At 42.6% G+C, this 17,294-nt stretch carries 16 protein-coding genes; 11 read left to right on the forward strand and 5 right to left on the reverse strand.

What is annotated here, in order from left to right:
- Positions 1–114 precede the first annotated feature (114 nt).
- Positions 115–651 (forward strand): GNAT family N-acetyltransferase, encoded by a 537-nt coding sequence (locus AMR95_RS00480; protein ID WP_058837250.1) that lies wholly within the window; start codon positions 115–117, stop codon positions 649–651.
- Between the two features lie 58 nt (positions 652–709).
- Here AMR95_RS00480 and AMR95_RS00485 read toward each other — a convergent pair whose 3' ends face one another.
- The gene (locus tag AMR95_RS00485) at positions 710–913 is read right to left on the reverse strand and encodes a hypothetical protein (protein ID WP_058837251.1); all 204 of its coding nucleotides are present in this window, start codon (positions 911–913) and stop codon (positions 710–712) included.
- A 111-nt stretch (positions 914–1,024) separates the two neighbouring features.
- Between AMR95_RS00485 and AMR95_RS00490 the strand changes: the two genes are divergently transcribed.
- On the forward strand, positions 1,025–1,561 hold the full coding sequence (locus tag AMR95_RS00490) for a DUF402 domain-containing protein (protein ID WP_058837252.1): 537 nt from the start codon (positions 1,025–1,027) through the stop codon (positions 1,559–1,561).
- 37 nt (positions 1,562–1,598) lie between these two features.
- Here the strand turns inward: AMR95_RS00490 and AMR95_RS00495 are convergent, their stop codons facing one another.
- Positions 1,599–3,212: a S8 family peptidase gene (locus tag AMR95_RS00495; protein ID WP_039176194.1), complete on the reverse strand. Its 1,614-nt coding sequence runs from the start codon at positions 3,210–3,212 to the stop codon at positions 1,599–1,601.
- A gap of 187 nt (positions 3,213–3,399) precedes the next feature.
- Here AMR95_RS00495 and AMR95_RS00500 point away from each other — a divergent pair, with 187 nt between their 5' ends.
- The 4 genes from AMR95_RS00500 (at position 3,400) to AMR95_RS00515 (ending at position 7,886) form a co-directional block, all read left to right on the forward strand.
- On the forward strand, positions 3,400–4,881 hold the full coding sequence (locus AMR95_RS00500; protein ID WP_058837253.1) for an amidase: 1,482 nt from the start codon (positions 3,400–3,402) through the stop codon (positions 4,879–4,881).
- Between the two features lie 37 nt (positions 4,882–4,918).
- Positions 4,919–5,491: a TetR/AcrR family transcriptional regulator gene (locus AMR95_RS00505; protein ID WP_231746854.1), complete on the forward strand. Its 573-nt coding sequence runs from the start codon at positions 4,919–4,921 to the stop codon at positions 5,489–5,491.
- Positions 5,492–5,571: 80 nt separating this feature from the next.
- Positions 5,572–6,594 carry a quercetin 2,3-dioxygenase gene (locus tag AMR95_RS00510; protein ID WP_058837254.1) on the forward strand — a complete coding sequence of 341 codons (1,023 nt, stop codon included), beginning with the start codon at positions 5,572–5,574 and terminating at the stop codon, positions 6,592–6,594.
- Positions 6,595–6,752: 158 nt separating this feature from the next.
- A complete protein-coding gene (locus tag AMR95_RS00515; RefSeq protein WP_047203435.1) occupies positions 6,753–7,886 on the forward strand; it encodes a zinc-dependent alcohol dehydrogenase in 1,134 nt (377 codons plus the stop codon).
- Positions 7,887–7,907: 21 nt separating this feature from the next.
- On the opposite strand, the gene AMR95_RS00520 is transcribed toward AMR95_RS00515, so the two are convergent.
- A complete protein-coding gene (locus tag AMR95_RS00520) occupies positions 7,908–8,345 on the reverse strand; it encodes a MarR family winged helix-turn-helix transcriptional regulator (protein ID WP_039176203.1) in 438 nt (145 codons plus the stop codon).
- Between the two features lie 262 nt (positions 8,346–8,607).
- Here AMR95_RS00520 and AMR95_RS00525 point away from each other — a divergent pair, with 262 nt between their 5' ends.
- From AMR95_RS00525 to AMR95_RS00540, 4 genes are all read left to right on the forward strand, one after another.
- A complete protein-coding gene (locus AMR95_RS00525) occupies positions 8,608–10,116 on the forward strand; it encodes a class I adenylate-forming enzyme family protein (RefSeq protein WP_058837255.1) in 1,509 nt (502 codons plus the stop codon).
- Positions 10,117–10,182: 66 nt separating this feature from the next.
- The gene (locus AMR95_RS00530; RefSeq protein ID WP_058837256.1) at positions 10,183–11,565 is read left to right on the forward strand and encodes an amino acid permease; all 1,383 of its coding nucleotides are present in this window, start codon (positions 10,183–10,185) and stop codon (positions 11,563–11,565) included.
- A 100-nt stretch (positions 11,566–11,665) separates the two neighbouring features.
- Positions 11,666–12,031, forward strand: a complete 366-nt coding sequence (locus AMR95_RS00535) for a VOC family protein (protein WP_025092526.1) — start codon at positions 11,666–11,668, stop codon at positions 12,029–12,031.
- Positions 12,032–12,145: 114 nt separating this feature from the next.
- Positions 12,146–13,006 carry an alpha/beta fold hydrolase gene (locus AMR95_RS00540; RefSeq protein WP_058837257.1) on the forward strand — a complete coding sequence of 287 codons (861 nt, stop codon included), beginning with the start codon at positions 12,146–12,148 and terminating at the stop codon, positions 13,004–13,006.
- 40 nt (positions 13,007–13,046) lie between these two features.
- Here AMR95_RS00540 and AMR95_RS00545 read toward each other — a convergent pair whose 3' ends face one another.
- Positions 13,047–14,474, reverse strand: coding sequence for an alanine/glycine:cation symporter family protein (locus AMR95_RS00545; RefSeq protein ID WP_024427211.1), 1,428 nt, complete (start codon positions 14,472–14,474; stop codon positions 13,047–13,049).
- Between the two features lie 33 nt (positions 14,475–14,507).
- Positions 14,508–15,488: a glutaminase gene (locus AMR95_RS00550; protein ID WP_008342152.1), complete on the reverse strand. Its 981-nt coding sequence runs from the start codon at positions 15,486–15,488 to the stop codon at positions 14,508–14,510.
- A gap of 517 nt (positions 15,489–16,005) precedes the next feature.
- On the opposite strand from AMR95_RS00550, the gene AMR95_RS00555 reads away from it, so the two are divergent.
- Positions 16,006–17,292, forward strand: coding sequence for an ATP-binding protein (locus AMR95_RS00555; protein WP_058837258.1), 1,287 nt, complete (start codon positions 16,006–16,008; stop codon positions 17,290–17,292).
- The last annotated feature ends 2 nt before the right edge of the window (positions 17,293–17,294 follow it).

Consider the following 17,294-nt stretch of genomic DNA (forward strand, 5'->3'; position numbering starts at 1 on the left):
TTGATCTTTCGAATGAGACTCTTTACATTGAATGAGTAGAGAAAAGAGTAAGGCTATCACATGCAGTGATTGCATGATACGTATATCCACTAATAGAGAGCAGGAGGTGCTGACATGAAGCAGCAAGAGCTAATCATTCGTCAAGCAGTCAAAGAAGATCATGAGGCCATCAGGAGCGTGCTGATCAAATCCTATGCACAGTATGCGCCTCAATTTACAGAGGAAGGCTGGCAAGATTATTCTGCCGCGCTTGCAGCAGCTGTAGATAATCCGAACATGGAGCTGATGCTGGTGGCGGAGCTTGATGGCAAGGTTGTGGGGACGCTTCAAATGTTCCGTTCATCAGAGCAAGCATATGACAATCCAGAAATGGGCATTACATCAGCCATCGTCCGGTTTTTAGGAGTAGATCCCGATGTGAGGGGAAAAGGAATTGCAGAGTCCTTGCTGCGTAAAAGTATTGAACTAACGCAATCATGGGGCGAAAATGTCCTGTATCTGCATACATCTGATAAAATGCAGGCCGCCATTCGCCTATATGAAAGAATGGGCTTTGAGCGTGCGCTTGATAAAGATTTTGTGAGCTCGAGTGGGACGCATGTCAAGAGCTATCAATATGTGATCAAGAAAGAACAGCCAGCAGGTTCATAATATAACGTGCAGCAAAAGGAAGAGCTTACGTCCATGGGCAGCTCTTCCTTTTTTCAATTTACGCCCATAGTGCCAGCGCCCAATATGATACCCCCCATGAGATGAAACCGAACATGACAAAGAATTTTAACATGCGCTCATAAGGAGACAGCTTTCGTTCTCTCTTCGTTTTCACTAGCTGCCAATAAAGGGCAAAGCCGCAAATCATGAGGATAATTTGTCCAAGCCGTGTAAAGTTTTCAAGAATCGTGATTCCGTTCATTTCTTTTCACCTCATTATTCATCTTCCAGAAGTAAAAGCGCAATCCTTTATTTCTTCAAAAAAAATCGGTGTATACTAGAAAGAAACGAGTGTTAGAGGGAGTTGTGCATATTGTTTTCGCTGCATGCGGATCGTTGGGATGAAGTCATCGAGAGAAAAATCAAATACGATCAAAAAGTTGTGGAACATACCTGTCAGCTGTTAGACGCACAGAAGCAGCAGGCTGTGCTGTTTCACAAGATTGAAGACCCGTTTACGATGAGGGCAGGTGATGGTGCTCTGACCATTCCAAAAGGGAGCTATACGACCGCTTATTATTGGAAGGATCGTCCTTACAACATATATTTCTGGAGAGATGATCAAGGGAAGGAACTAGGGTCTTATCTTAATATGGTGGGAGACACTCAATTCAACGGCCAGCTGGTCATGTTTGAAGACCTCATTATTGATCTCCTCGTTCTTCCGAATGGTGATGTCTTTGTGCTGGATGAAGATGAATTGCCGGAGAGTTTAGCGGATTTTGAACACGGTTCGGTGCATCGGGCATTAAAGGGCGTGATGGCTTCGTTAGAAAGCATTCTCGATCAAGTGAGGGCAGATGCCGAAGGAAAATATCATCACAGTTTGTTTGAGCCGATGTTGAAATAGAAAAAACGATTCCTCGCTGAAAGGAATCGTTTTTTTGTTAAACCTTAATACGGTTTAATCGTTTTTGTAAATTGGTTTTTGTTTTGGAGGCTTTTAGCTGTTTGACAGCGCTTTGGGCCGCTGCTTTTGTTTTCTTTGTTCGTTTCGCTTCCGCTTTTTTGACCTTTTGTTTAGCGTCTGTCACTTTCTTTTGATAAGCGACTTGTTTTTTGACTTTGTCGAGCCGGTTTTGCAGGCTTGTTTTTTCTTTGCCTTTGTTTAGTTTTTTGATGGCCGTTTGAGCACTTTTAATAGCGCCCTGTGTTTTGTTTTTTTCGGCTGTTTTGACCTTTGCACGTGCCGAGCGGATATCAATGGCTGCTTGGACTTTCTTCACCCGTTCTGTGAGTGCTGTTTTTTGTTTGCTTGCAGTGAGCCGGCCAATTCTTGTTTTGGCTTGATTGACATCTTCCTGCTTTTTAGATGTTTCGGCTTTTTTAACAGCACTGGCAGCAGCCTTTAAAAAGGAGGATTGCGGCACATATTGCACGCGGCCATAGCCGAATTGTGGATCCCTCCCTTTTGCACCAAGATCCACTGTATAGCTGCGCAATAAAGTGCGAAGCTGTGCATTTGTTTTCTTCGGATGAAGCTGCTTTAACAGTGCCAGCATTCCTGTGACATGCGGTGCAGCTTGTGATGTACCCGTTGCATACCAATATTCATTTTTTAAATAAGTGCTGATGACGTTCTGGCCAGGGGCAGAAAATTCAATCCCTTTCCCTGTATTCGAGATAGACGCGAGTTTGTCTTTGTCAGTCGTTGCAGATACGGCAATGACGCTATTGTAAGCGGCAGGGTAGCTAATATGATTCTTTTTCCCATCATTTCCGCTTGCAGCGACTACAAGTAGTCCTTTTTTATAGGCTTCATCCACTGCTGAACGCAAGATGGGGATATTGTCTTCAAAGCCTAAACTTAAATTAATAATGTCCATCTTGTTGGTAATCGCCCAATCGATGCCTCGAAGCAGACTATATAGATCGCCTTCTCCCGTTTTATCTAACACTTTCACAGCATACAGCTTCACACCAGAAGCGACGCCAACTGTTCCATAATCGTTATTAAGCGCACCAATCGTGCCGGCGACATGTGTGCCATGTCCTTCATCATCTTTATAAGAGGATGTGTAGTTCACGAATGATTTACCGCCGGCTACCTTTAAATCCTCGTGTGAGAAAATGCCAGTATCTAAAACGGCTACTTTTACATTTTTACCAGTGACGCCTTCTTTTATTGCTTGTTTTATATTGAGTTTTTGCAGGTTGTAAGATTTTTGTACCAATGCATCCTGATTAGTAGCAGCGGCTGTTTTCTTCACAGTAGAAGCTGCGAGTTTAACCTTTACGTTTTTTGAGACGTAAGCGATATTTGGGTCTTTTTTGAGTGAGGTGACCGCTTGTTCATCTGCTGTCACAGCGACCGCGGGAAGATGTATGTACTGTGCGTTCACTTTCTCACTTTCCTCAATAGCTGTTTGTTTCCCTTTTTGATTTTTATAGACGATGATAACATCTGTTTCTTTTGACGGTGCAGCTGCCTGCGAATGGAAGGGCAAAGCAGTTGTCAGCGCAAGAAGAAACGCGATGACGATCAATATTTTCCTTTTCAAGGCGTGGCTCCTCTCATCCGATGATCTCGGTCTTTTTTTCTCTATTATATCGGAGAAAGCAGAGGGATGGGATAGTAGAATTGTCGTCTTGTTGAGAAAGTTATTTTTACTAGTAACCTGAAATTGAAATTCATAGAATTCTAGTAGACAATAGAGACATCAAGATAAGAGAAAGAAGGACATGTTGATGAACGTAAAAGAGTATATGACGTATGATGCGACTGGCTTAGCAGCACTTGTGCGGAATAGGCAGGTAACGCCCGAGGAGCTTATGCAGGCTGCATTTAATAGATTGAATGAGGTCAATCCAGAACTAAACGCTGTGATACAGACGAGACAAGATCAAGTTTTAAAAGATATCAAGGAGTTACATGAGTATCAGCCATTTGCAGGCGTTCCGTTTGTGCTGAAAAATATATCACAAGGGATTAAAAACGAACCGCTGACAGCAGGCGCTTTGCTGTTAAAGGATGTAAAAGCCAACTCGGATTCGCACTTTGTTGATCGATTGAAGCAGGCTGGTTTTCTCATGATTGGGCATACAAATACACCGGAATTCGGTTTAAGAAATGTGACGGAACCTGCGTTACATGGGCCAACGAGAAATCCTTGGAATACGGACTATTCTCCAGGCGGCTCAAGCGGCGGGACAGCAGCAGCTGTTGCAAGCGGCATTGTACCTGCTGGCGGAGCAAGTGATGGCGGTGGTTCCATTCGGATTCCAGCCTCCTTTACCGGTTTGTTCGGTCTTAAGCCTACGCGGGGAAGAACGCCGGTAGGCCCAGGCGCAGGAAGGCAGTGGCAAGGGGCTTCCATCGACTTTACACTCACAAAAACCGTGCGGGACAGTGCAGCCCTTCTTGATCTTCTTCAAGTCATTCAGCCCGAAGCTGCTTTCCAAACTCCGTTATACGATGGCAGTTACCAAGAGGATCTGGTGAAACGTACATCTTCTATGCGAATTGCTTACAGTGTAGAATCTCCAGTTGGCACGAAGGTCAGTGAGGAAGCGAAGCAGGCGGTTCAGCAAACAGTGAAATGGCTGAGTGAGCAAGGTCATCAAGTAGAAGAAGCCAAGCCGGAAATTGATGGGGTTCATCTCATGCAGCAATATTACGTGATGAACAGTGGAGAAATGTCTGCGTTATTCACTTCCTTGGCTCGTTCCTTAGGGCGTCCAGTAAAGCCGGAGGAAACGGACATCGTGGCATGGGTGCTGGCGGAGGCTGGCAAGAATGTGACCGCAGCTGCTTATACAGAAAGTCTTGATGCGTGGGATCGGGCTGCTGCACAAATGGCGTCATTTCATCAAACCTACGATCTCTATGTGACACCAGCTACTGCCTATTCAGCTCCAAAGGTTGGTGAGCTTATGCATTCAGATCAGGAAACAGCCGAACTTTTATGTGTGTCATCTCTTTCAATGCAAGCACAGCAGGATCTTATTTATGATATGTTCCTCAAGAGCTTGACCTACACCCCATTTACACAGCTTGCCAACTTAACAGGTCAGCCATCAATGAGTGTACCGGTTCATCTCACTAGCGCGGGCATGCCTTTAGGGGTACAGGTGACAGCGCCTAAAGGGAAAGAGGACTGGCTGCTCAGGCTTGCGGCGGAAATGGAGACATCCTCGATTTGGAAAGGAACTAGACAATTAAATCGATAACGCATGATAAGCGACTTTGGTCTATGGAGGGAAAAGAGTGTCACACGTGAGTACGAAGGATAAAATCATTCAAACGGCAGCACTTCTTTTACGTAAACAGGGATACCATGCGACAGGATTGAATCAAATTATCAGAGAGAGCGGCACACCTAAAGGCTCTCTTTATTATTACTTTCCAAATGGAAAAGAAGAGCTGGCCATTGCATCTGTTGAATACATTAGTCAAAAGGTCATCAATCAAATTGAAGAAGGCTTTGCTTATTCGGATGATCCGTATATTGCCATCGATCGTTTTATGACAAACATCATTCGAGGATTTATGGAGAAAGAAGGTGAAAGAGGGATTCCAATTGTCTTGCTGGCGGCAGAGTCAAAGCCGGAAAACACGCAGCTCCATGTTGCATGCAAACAAGAAATGATCCGCTGGCAGGAGCTTGTAAAAGAAAAGCTAATGAACAGCGGGTATGAAGAAAACAAAGCGGATGAGCTGGCTTCTCTCCTTCACTCAATGGTAATCGGTGGTCTATCGATGACGACTGCACTCAAACAAACGACCCCTTTAGAACACGTAAAAAGTTACCTTAGACACTTATTTATGCGAGAAGAGTAAAATCTCTCGCATATTGTCTATCTATTATATCAATTGGTCTATATAATATAGATAGTCAATTCGTCATGAGGAGTGATGGGATGTCGGAGCAACCGCAATCGATCAAGCAATCCGAAGGTACCTCTTTTTATACCATGTCTGGTTCAGGAAAACTGTATGGGCTGGAGAATCAGCTTGTTCAAATGCTGGCAGAAGCAAATCAAACGAATCAGCTGTTTGAGCTTGCCTTAATCACAGGTGGGAAAGGAGCTTATTTCCCGCTGCACTGTCATGAGCACTTATTTGAAACCATTTTTGTGCTGGAAGGAAAGCTTGAAGTGATGCTGGACGGTAAAAAATACATGGTAACTGCCTTTGATTATATTCATATCCCGCCCAAAACGATTCATGGCTACAGAATGCATAGTCATAAAACAAGATTTATTTCATATACGCTGGGCGGAAAAATGACAGATGTCTATCAGCAAATTGGGAAGAGGCTTTTTCAGAATGAATGTTCTATGATGAATCATGCTTTCGATGCAGCCAGTTTTCAGCAGGCTGAAAAAGAAAGCGATATCATCCTGATGCATGGAATCAGAGAACTGTCCAATACAACGAGGCCCTCCGTTTTATTTCATAGTCAGCTCCCTCAAAAGGTGCAGCCTTATGTATTAGAGGCTGGTGAAGGGAAGCAATACATCATTGATGGTCAGATTCATGAGCTGATTGCAACAGTAGAAACAACAGGGGGCGGATTCAGTCATTTTGTGATTGAAGGAGCGAAGGAGAAATATTTCCCGCCGCATTATCATCAAGTTCATACTGAAGCGCTCTATTGTGTTGAAGGGAAAATGAACCTTCATTTGAATGGAGAAGATATTTGCTTGATGCCGGGTGACTTTGCCTATATCCCGCCTGATACGATTCACTCTTATGAATTTATGTCTCATTCAAATAAAATGTTGGTTTTGCTGCTACCAGGAGAAATTGAGCAGGTGTATGAGCAGTTTGAAGAATCTCCAAGACAAAGTATATGTCCCTATTTTATTCAAGAAGGGAATTTCATGTTCAATCGGGAGACTTCAACTCAATATGATTTGTTTTTTGTCGAAAAGGAATAAGTGTGTAACGCGTTACACAACATTATGAGTCTGTCGAAACAATCGACAGGCTTTTTTTGTTTTTTGCCTCCTCCACATAAATTTCTCATTTGATGAATGAAGCATTCATTCAAGGTGAAGCTATGTAAAGATGACTTGAGCTAAAGGAGGAAATGCATGTGAGAGCCGTTACTTATCAAGGGAAAAATAGCATTGCAGTGAAAAAAGTAGATGCACCGTCGATTCAAGATCGAGAAGATGTGATTATACGGATTACATCGACATCAATTTGTGGATCAGATTTACATTTGTATCAGGGGAATTTCCCGCTTCCAATCGGCTATGTGATTGGGCATGAACCAATGGGGATTGTGGAGGAAGTTGGCCCGGATGTCACAGCCGTAAAAAAGGGAGACCGTGTCGTCATTCCATTTACCGTTGCATGTGGTAAATGCCAATATTGCGATCATCACTTAGAAAGCCAATGCGACAACTCAAACCCGCACTACGACTCGGGTGGACTTTTTGGCTATAGTGAGAAATATGGGAATTATCCCGGAGGACAGGCAGAGTATTTACGCGTACCTTTTGGAAATTACACCCCGTTTAAGATTCCAGAGGATTGTGAGCTGGAGGATGAACAATTGCTGTTCTTATCAGATGTCCTGCCAACCGCCTATTGGAGCGTAGAGCACGCAGGTGTGAAAAAAGGCGATACGGTCATCGTGCTAGGCTGCGGACCTGTTGGGTTAATGGCACAGCAATTTGCTTGGCAAAAAGGGGCGGAACGTGTGATAGCTGTGGATTACATCGATTACCGCCTGCGGCATGCAAAACGGATGAGCGGCGTGGAGGTTTTTGACTTTACAGAAGATCCCGACATGGGAGAAACGTTAAAGGAGCTCACCAAGGGCGGGGCCGATGTTGTGATTGATTGTGTGGGAATGGACGGGAAGAAGTCGCCGCTTGAAAAAATTGAGCAAAAGCTCAAGCTGCAAGGCGGAACGATCGGACCCATTCAAATTGCCACAAAAGCCGTTCGCAAGTGCGGAACAGTGCAGATGACGGGTGTGTACGGCGGCCTGTACAATATGTTCCCATTAGGTGCTTTTTTCGCAAGAAACGTCACCTTGAAAATGGGCCAAGCCCCTGCTCGAGGATACATGTCAAAACTCTATCAAAAAGTGACAAGCGGTGAAATTGATCCTAGAGCCATTATCACACACAAATTGCCATTAGATGAAGCTGCTCATGCGTACCACATCTTCAATGACAAACAGGATGATTGTATAAAGGTCGTCTTAAAGCCATAAAAAGAAGGCTTAGGAGTATTCCTAAGCCTTTAATGTGTGCTCGTCCATCATTTTTTCGATTAATTCAAAAAATGTTTTTTTATCTTCCTCTGAAAGGTGGTTGAACAATTGATTCACAAGCAGCTGGCGATTGTCGATCATTTGTTTAGCAATTTGTTCACCCAATTCAGAGAGTTCAATCCATACAGTACGGCGGTCATTATTATTTCGAGAGCGGATAATCAGCCCTTCGTCTTCTAAGTGATTGAGAGCGGTGGTTGTTGCAGAGGGAGATAATGAAACTTCCTGAAGAATATTTTTCACAGTACATGATTGATGGCGGTAGATGATACGTAAAATAAATCCTTTAACATTCGTGACGTTTTTCGGAATATTTTCTTCATCTAATTGTTTCGTCGCCTTTAAATACTTTGTCAGTGCATGGTCTAACAAACTTGCCTCTAGCTCGAAATGTTGCATTCTCCATACCTCTTTTCCTATTGCATTCGCATTTTCCGATCAATTACTAGGTCTATCTTATCATAATAATCATCATGATTTAAACCAAAATGGAAGACGGCTATAAAATTACCTATATTATCAATTAATAAAAAGAACAATTCCAAAATGAAATGATTTTACTTTCAGCTGTTTTTATTTTAGAATGTGAATGAGATAAAATCTGCCAACCTAATTCGCTGGAAATTGGCTATTGGAAATCAAACGTTTGGAGATGAAGATATTGAATACTTTACAGGCATTACTAAACGACAGAATGGAACGCTCTTCACAAATTGAGGCGGTAACTGGCGGAGGTGTGTCTTATACATTTGAAGAATATGCAAAACGCATCGACCAGCTCGCTCATTACTTACATCAAAAAGGAATTCGAAAAGGCGATCGCGTTTGCTTTATTTGTCAAAACCATCATCACTTTTCAACGATTATGCTGGCAGCCATTAAAGCAGGTGCAGTCGCAGTTCCGCTTAGCTGGCAGCTTACTTCTTTTGAGCTGGAAGGGATTTTGAAAAAAGCAGAGCCAAAGGCTTTATTCTTTGACCGAGAATTCCGTGACATTATTGCTGCGGTGGATGTGTCTTTAGACAACTGTCTCATGGTAGAATCTGGTGTGAATGCAAAAACAACGCAGCTGTTTGAAGATATATTGGCTTCAAATGATGGCAGTGATCTTGCAGAAGAGGTATCAGAGGAGGATCTAGCGATGATCTTATTTACCTCTGGGACAACGGGTAATCCAAAAGGCTGTATGGTTGGACATGGACGAATCTATCAATTTTTAACAAGACGTGGGAATCGAGGATTTGACTTGAAAGGAAAGCGGTACTTAGCGAGTCACCCTCTGTATCATATGAGTTCAATTAATCACCTGATCGCCGCTGCGATTGAAGGGTATACGCTTGTTTTCTTACATGAGGCAACACCGAAGCGCATTTTAGAAACAATTGAAAAAGAAAGAATTACGTTCATGATGGCTTTCCCTTCAGCTTATACGTACATGTTGGAAGAAATGAAGCGTGGTTCGTATGATCTTTCATCCTTTGAAATTGCGATTTCTGGCGGTACGAAGGTGCCGGTCCGTTTGATTAAGGACTACAAAGAAGCAGGCATTCAGATGATGCATGGCTACGGAAGCACGGAAGCATGGGTTGTCAGTGCGTGGCATCCTGCGATGGGCGAGGATAAAATGGGCTCTGCTGGTAAAGTGGATCCAGATGTAGAAGTGAAAATCGTTCATCCTGAGACAGAGGAAACACTGCCAGCTGGAGAAATTGGCGAAGTCGTCATGAGAAGTCCGTTTTATTTCTTAGGCTATTATCATCAGCCTGACGCAACTGCGAAGGTACTCAAAGATGGCTGGTTCCATATGGGAGATGCAGGCTATCTAGACGAAGACGGTTTTCTATTTATCACAGGCAGATACAAAGATGTGATTTTATACGGCGGAGATAATATCTACCCTGATCAAGTAGAAGAAGTCATTGAACAAATTCCGGGTGTGATTGAATCAGCTGTCATCGGGGTGCCGGACGAATTATATGGTGAAGTGCCAAGTGCATATATCATAAAAGACGAATCCGCCGATTTCTGCGAGGAAGATGTGGTGAACTATTGTCAGGAACGTTTGGCCGATTACAAAGTGCCATCCATTCATTTCATCAGTGAACTGCCAAAAAACAAGCTTGGTAAAATCATGAAGAAAGATTTACGTGAATTGGTTGTGAATGCTTAGTACCTATTCTGCTATAATGAAATTTGAATGATTTTTTGTTTTTCTAACGTTTTGGAGGGAAAGGGTTTGCGACATATTCTTCGTAAGAAACACATTCACGATTTGTTGGAACAGAGCAGACAGCAAAAGGTAAAGAAAACGCTGGGCGGGCTTGATCTCACGCTTCTTGGTATAGGGGCAGTGATTGGTACAGGGGTTATGGTATTAACTGGAATTACAGCAGCTAAGGATGCTGGACCGGCTGTCATTTTCTCCTTTGCGATTGCAGCCATTGTGTGCAGTTTGGCAGCACTTTGCTATGCAGAAATGGCATCAGCGCTTCCTGTATTCGGCAGTGCATACATTTATTCATATACAACTATGGGCGAGCTTGTAGGCCATTTGATGGGCTGGACCTTATTATCTGTTTATATGCTGACAGCTTCAGCTGTCGCCAGCGGCTGGTCGAGTTATTTCAACAGCCTGCTTGAGGGATTTGGAATTTCGATTCCGCATCAATTCTTAGCGGGGCCAGAGCAAGGCGGATATATGAATCTGCCGGCGATTATCATTGCTTTACTGATTGCGTGGATCTTATCTAGAGGAACGAAGGAAAGTAAAAAATTTAATAATATCATGGTGTTTGTGAAACTCGGTATTATTGTTCTTTTCATTGTAGTAGGCGGCTTTTATGTACAGCCAGCCAATTGGCAGCCATTTATGCCGTTTGGCGCAGAAGGCGTTATTGCCGGTGCTGCTGCTGTATTTTTTGCCTTTTTAGGATTTGATGCGATTTCTGCTTCAGCTGAAGAGGTGAAAAATCCGCAGCGGAACCTGCCAATTGGGATCATAGGTTCATTACTTATTTGTACGATCATTTACATTGTCGTTTGTTTGGTCATGACAGGCATGGTGCATTATACAAAGCTGAATGTCACAGAGGCTATGTCCTATGTCCTGCAAAGTGTACATCAAAATAGCGTGGCTGGTATTATTTCTGTTGGTGCGGTCATTGGATTGATGGCTGTGATTTTCGCCAATAATTATGCGGCAACTCGAATTGCCTATGCGATGGGCCGAGACGGACTTTTGCCTAAAGTGTTTTCAAAAACAAACAAAAGCGATACGCCTGTTGCTAGCATATGGATGATTGGCGGAATGACAGCTGTTATTTCAGGCTTTATTGATTTGAAGGATCTGTCCAACTTAGCGAATATCGGTGCGTTATTAACGTTTGCCATGGTCAGTTTATCTGTGCTTATTTTGAGAAAGACACATCAGCAGCTTGAGAGGGGCTTCAGGGTTCCTTTTGTGCCGGTTTTGCCGATTATATCAATGGGCTGCTGCTTGTTCCTTATGCTCAACTTACCAGGCCGGACATGGCTTTACTTTGGGGTTTGGCTGTTAATCGGTGTCGTCATGTACGCAGCGTATTCAAACAAACACAGTGAATTAGCGAAATCTTCATGAGAAAAAGGTGCAAATCCGTTGACGATTTGTGCCTTTTTTCATACGATTTGGGATAAGCTATAAAAGAGATAATGGACGGAACAAGAGGAGGATGAGGGATATGATTAGTGTTAGTCCTTATATTGTTGTAGAAGATGTGAAAGAATCTCTTCAATATTATCAAGGGATTTTTGGTGGGGATATTCAAATCTTAAATGAACATCAAGACCGTGTCCTGCATGCTGAATTGCATCTTGGGGAATCACTGCTTCATTTTTCAGATACGTTTGGACGCACGCCAAAGCCAGAGAATCTCAGATTGATCATGCAGTTTGACAATGAAGAAGAACTAAAGGCTGTCTATGAAGCGCTGGAAGCTGATGGAGATGTACTGGTTGAATTACAGGATACCTTCTTTGGCGCACTTCACGGACAAGTACAGGACCGGAAAAATGGGTTGATCTGGGTTCTGAATTATATGAAATAGACTAAGACCTTCACACGAGTGTGAAGGTTTTTTTGTGAGTGTTTTTATTTTCTGAAAAATGGAAAATATGCTATGTTGGAAGAATAAAAGGACAAGGAGAAGGGTGGCAAAGGAATGGAACAAATTGAGTTTCAATCAATCCAAACAAATGGTATAACACTTCATACAGCAATGGCTGGACCGGAAAATGGCCCGCTGCTTGTACTGCTCCACGGGTTTCCTGAGTTTTGGTACGGCTGGAAAAATCAAATCATCCCCTTGGCTGAGGCAGGCTATCGTGTTGTCGTTCCTGATCAAAGAGGCTACCATCTAAGTGACAAGCCAGAAGGAGTCGAATCCTACGTATTAGATAAATTGAGAGATGATATTGTGGGTTTGATCAAGACGCTGAGCCCGAACCAAAAGGCGATTGTCGGCGGACATGACTGGGGCGGGGCTGTTGCTTGGCATTTGGCTTCGACCCGTTCTCAATATGTCGAGAAATTAATCATTGTGAATATGCCGCATCCGCGGGTGATGATGAGGGTTCTTCCTTTTTATCCGCCGCAGTGGAAGAAAAGCTCTTATATCGCTTTTTTTCAGCTCCCAAATGTTCCTGAGGCAGCACTTCAAGAAAATCACTTCCAAAAGCTGGATGAAGCCATTGGGCTTACTGCAAGACCACATTTGTTCACGAAGGAAGATGTCTCAAGCTACAAGCTCGCTTGGACGCAGCCAGGCGCCTTGACCTCAATGCTGAATTGGTACCGAGCCATTAAAAAAGGCGGCTTTGAAAAGCCAATTTCAAAACGAATTCTCGTTCCTGTTCGCATGATCTGGGGGATGGAGGACAAATTTTTAAGCAGAAAGCTGGCGAAGGAAACGATTAAGATCTGTCCAAATGGCCAGCTGATCTTTGTCGATGATGCCTCTCATTGGATCAATCATGAAAAACCAGACGTCGTCAACAAACTCATACTCGAATTCTTGACATAAAGAAAAAAGCTCTGATCAGAGGACCAGAGCTTTTTTTGATTTATCCAATTTGATTCTTTTTCAATGCAGCAGGTTCGTCGTCCCAGCATTCAATTTTCTCATTGTTTGGAACGGCATTTTTATAGAAAACAGGATCTTTGCCTTCTTTTTTCTGTCTCGTGTAATCCTTCAGTGCTGCGAAGGCGACCTTAGACAGCATGGTAATAGCGATGAGGTTGACGATGACCATGAGTCCCATAAAGAGATCGGCTAGACCCCAAACAAGAGGAACAGTGGCAACCGCACCGAACAGAACCATTCCAATAACGGCAATTCGATAGATGTTAAGCCAAATTTTGTTCGCTCCAAGGAATTCAATGTTCGTTTCCCCATAGTAATAGTTACCAATCAATGTACTAAACGCGAATAGGAAAATCATGATGGCAAGGAATCCAGATGCCCATGGTCCAATGTGCTGACTGAGAGAAGCCTGTGTTAATTCAATTCCTTGCAAATTTGTTGTTTTATACGCATCAGAAAACAGAACAAGGAAGGCTGTGCTTGTACAAATAATTAACGTATCTGTTAACACGCCGAATGCTTGGATTAATCCTTGTTTAACAGGGTGGCTCGTGACAGCCGTTGCTGCTGCGTTAGGTGCACTACCCATACCAGCCTCATTCGAGAAGAGACCGCGTTTAATCCCTTGTAATAAAGCACCGCCCAGCGTACCGCCAGCGAACTGTTCAAACCCGAAGGCGTGTTTCACAATCGTGCTGATGACACCAGGAAGTTCCGTGATATTTGTGACAATGACAAAGAACGCAATACCGATGTAAGCAACTGCAAGCACAACAACAATGTATTCAGAAGCCTTTGCAATCGCTTGGATACCTTTGAAAATGATCGCTGCAAAAATGACTGCCATCACAATACCGACGGTTAAACGGTCTAAACCAAAGGAATTTTTAAAAGCGACAGTGATCGTATTGGATTGAACCGCGTTAAAGACGATTCCAAAAGAAATCGTAATCAGGATCGCAAATAAAATCCCCATCCAGCGCTTGTTTAACCCTTTTTCCATGTAATAAGCAGGTCCACCTCGGAAGCCTGTTTTGTCTTTTACTTTATATACTTGAGCTAGTGTACTTTCAACGAAACTTGAAGCAGATCCGATAATGGCTACGATCCACATCCAAAAGATGGCACCAGGGCCACCAATGGCAATAGCGATGGCAATCCCTGTGATATTCCCTGTTCCTACGCGTGCTGCCATACTGATCGCAAATGCTTGGAACGGTGATATTCCCTCTTTTTCTTTTCTTCCTTCTTTCAGGACACGCAGCATTTCTTTGATCATTCTCACTTGCAGGAAGCGTGTTCTATATGTGAAGTACACCCCAACACCAAGTAACAGAGCAATCACAATATAAGTCCAAATAAAATCATTTGTATGTGTTAAATAAGATAGCAAAGCTTTTTCGTTCATAACATCACCTCTTCGAATTCATCACTGTTCTTTTTAAAAAATACTGAGATCCCACTCTTTAGCGAGCTTTTTCAGCATCATGACACCGGTAATACTATTTCCACAATCGTCAATGGCAGGACCGTAAATGCCAATACCACAGCCTGTCTGAAACGGGAACTCTCTTCTTGCGCTTGGCGGAACGCAAGCCATAATTCCTCCAGACACACCACTTTTGGCTGGAACGCCTACGAAAGCAGCAAAATTCCCAGACGCATTATACATGCCGCATGTCAGCATCAATGCCTTTGTTAGTCTGGCGATATCCTTTGGGATGACTTGGACTTGTTTAAAGGGATGGTAGCCATCACTTGATATAATCAGTCCAATCAAGGCGATGTCCTCTGTTGTGACCTCGATGGAACATTGCTTTAAATACACTTCTAACGTGTCCTCGACATCCGATTCTAAATAATTGGTTTCTTTTAAATAATAAGCAAGTGCCCGGTTGCGATGCGCAGTTGCCCATTCTGATTGATAAACCTCTTCATTAACAGAAGGACGCTTACCTATTAAGTTTTCGATTAAATCGAAAATATATGCTAGCTTTTCTGTAGAAGTCTTTCCGGGAAGGATGGAGGATACGGTAATAGCTCCAGCATTAATCATTGGATTAAAGGGCTTCCCTGGTTTATGCATCTCAAGACGGTAGATGGAATTAAATGCATCACCAGTTGGCTCTACATCTACCCGATCCAAGACGTAAGGTACGCCTCTTCCTAAACAGGCAGCTATAAAGCTGATGACTTTTGAGATACTTTGCAGGGTAAAGGGAACGTCCCAATCACCATATCGTACAGATGATCCATCTGGGCCTATCACGCTGATACCAAGTTGAGAGGAATTCACTTTTCCGAGTGCTGGAATGTAGCCAGCATTCTGCCCGTTCTTGTAATACGGACGTATTTCTTCTGCCCATTGATCAACAGAAGACTGGCATGCGTGTTGTGTATTATTAGAAATTGCTGTTTTCATACGATTCCTCCAATCAAAAATCAAAAAGTACCCTATTGAATTGGCGGATGACAAAAAATGCGATCAAATAGGCACGAAAACATGTTACACATCTTCAAAGAACTTGTCATGCGCTGCTTGCACCACTCCTTTACACCTAAATATATGTACAAATGAAGGCATTGTCGGCGGAAAAACAAAAAGGGTTTTTAGTGAAAATTAAGAAAACGCTTACATCTAGTTTCACTAAAATTATTCATTCAATTTATCTTGGAAACTACACAATCTGACGTAAATCTACAGAAAAACTTACAAATAAAAATCAGTCTGTCGACTTTTGTCTAAACAATTCCTATTATTGTCGTCAATGATCAAAACACTGAATAGCTGAAAGGTCACCTTGCTGCCCCGGAGAATAGTCATAAAAAAGGATTTTGGAGATAAAAAGAGCGGTGAAAATTATTTTTTTGCACATTGTGGAGAAAAGAGTCTCCTTGTATACTGTGGCTATGCAAACAGGGGAAGGGATGTCAGTCATTTGAGTTTAAATCAGCTTGTCAAAAAGGACGCATTCATTTTAATTTTTATGATGGTCATTGTGCCGCTTGCAGGAGAGCTGAAGTTTTATCCTGTGAATGAGACGTTTCGCATCAGCTTTGGTGCGCCTGCGTTTTTCTTTTGTTTATTACTCTTAAGAAAATCTAGACCGCTATTGCCAGGATTTTTAACAGGCGCAGCTATTGTGCTTTTTCGTGTAGGCCTAGATTTGATTCAGCAGAATGCTGATTTGATGACATCATTGTATCAGCAATTCCCAAGTTTCTTTTTCTATTTTACTTATGCTTTCTTGTTTTTTGCCGTCCGTACGGGACGCTTTAAACAGCGCTCAATTTTCATTGGGATCATCGGACTAATGATCGAATTAGTTGCTGATTTTGTCGAGCTGTTTGTACAATTTTTAGTGTTTGATACAACAATGACTTTATCAAAGCTGAGCGATATGTTCCTCATTGCGTTTGCTCACAGCTTTGTGGTGATCAGTTTTTTTAATATGATGAAGCTGTATGAGGCGCAATCAAGAGAGAAGCAGATCATGAAACAAAATGAGCATATGATGATGGTCATTTCGAATTTATATGAAGAAACGGTGCACTTAAAGAAAACATTAAAACATACAGAGCATATTACGCAGGAATCATACCGGCTTTATCGTCTGCTGCATGAACACGAAGCAGGGAAAAAAGTGAGTCAGGAGCTGTTAAAGCTCGCAGGAGAAATTCATGAAGTCAAAAAGGACAATCAGCGTATTTATGCTGGGCTTTCAAAGCTGATTTCGAAGGAAAATATGCAAGATTACATGAAGGCGGAAGAACTCGTTCAAATTGTGATCCGTATTCAAGAGAAATATGCTCTATCTCTTGGGAAAAACATCTCCTTTACCTCTGATATAAGGGGCATTCATCTACATGATTATCATGTGTTTATTTTCTTATCGCTGATTAATAATTTAATGGCCAATGCAGTGGAAGCTATAAAGGATACCGGCATGATCTCACTCGAATTGAAAGGAAGTCATGATAAAATAGAGATTCGGATTGAAGATGATGGACCGGGGATTCCTAAAAAAATGAGAGAGATTGTGTTTGATCCAGGCTATACTTCCAAATTTGATGCATTTGGAACACCGTCTACTGGGATAGGCTTATCCTATGTGAGAGAGCTGGTTCAAGAGCTAGGCGGTCATATTCAAATCGAACCAAAAGAAACAAAAGGTACAGCTTTTCTGCTTGTCCTTCCTATACAAAATTTAATACAGAGAGGGTGAGT

This window comes from Bacillus sp. G1(2015b), assembly GCF_001482475.1.
Classification (GTDB): Bacteria; Bacillota; Bacilli; order Bacillales; family Bacillaceae; genus Bacillus; species Bacillus safensis.

What these genes read in the sequence shown, in the direction of transcription:
- AMR95_RS00480 (WP_058837250.1), top strand. Translation starts at nt 115, where the DNA reads ATGAAGCAGCAAGAGCTAATCATTCGTCAAGCAGTCAAAGAAGATCAT.
- AMR95_RS00485 (WP_058837251.1), bottom strand. Translation starts at nt 913, where the DNA reads ATGAACGGAATCACGATTCTTGAAAACTTTACACGGCTTGGACAAATT.
- AMR95_RS00500 (WP_058837253.1), top strand. Translation starts at nt 3,400, where the DNA reads ATGAACGTAAAAGAGTATATGACGTATGATGCGACTGGCTTAGCAGCA.
- AMR95_RS00510 (WP_058837254.1), top strand. Translation starts at nt 5,572, where the DNA reads ATGTCGGAGCAACCGCAATCGATCAAGCAATCCGAAGGTACCTCTTTT.
- AMR95_RS00520 (WP_039176203.1), bottom strand. Translation starts at nt 8,345, where the DNA reads ATGCAACATTTCGAGCTAGAGGCAAGTTTGTTAGACCATGCACTGACA.
- AMR95_RS00535 (WP_025092526.1), top strand. Translation starts at nt 11,666, where the DNA reads ATGATTAGTGTTAGTCCTTATATTGTTGTAGAAGATGTGAAAGAATCT.
- AMR95_RS00540 (WP_058837257.1), top strand. Translation starts at nt 12,146, where the DNA reads ATGGAACAAATTGAGTTTCAATCAATCCAAACAAATGGTATAACACTT.
- AMR95_RS00545 (WP_024427211.1), bottom strand. Translation starts at nt 14,474, where the DNA reads ATGAACGAAAAAGCTTTGCTATCTTATTTAACACATACAAATGATTTT.
- AMR95_RS00550 (WP_008342152.1), bottom strand. Translation starts at nt 15,488, where the DNA reads ATGAAAACAGCAATTTCTAATAATACACAACACGCATGCCAGTCTTCT.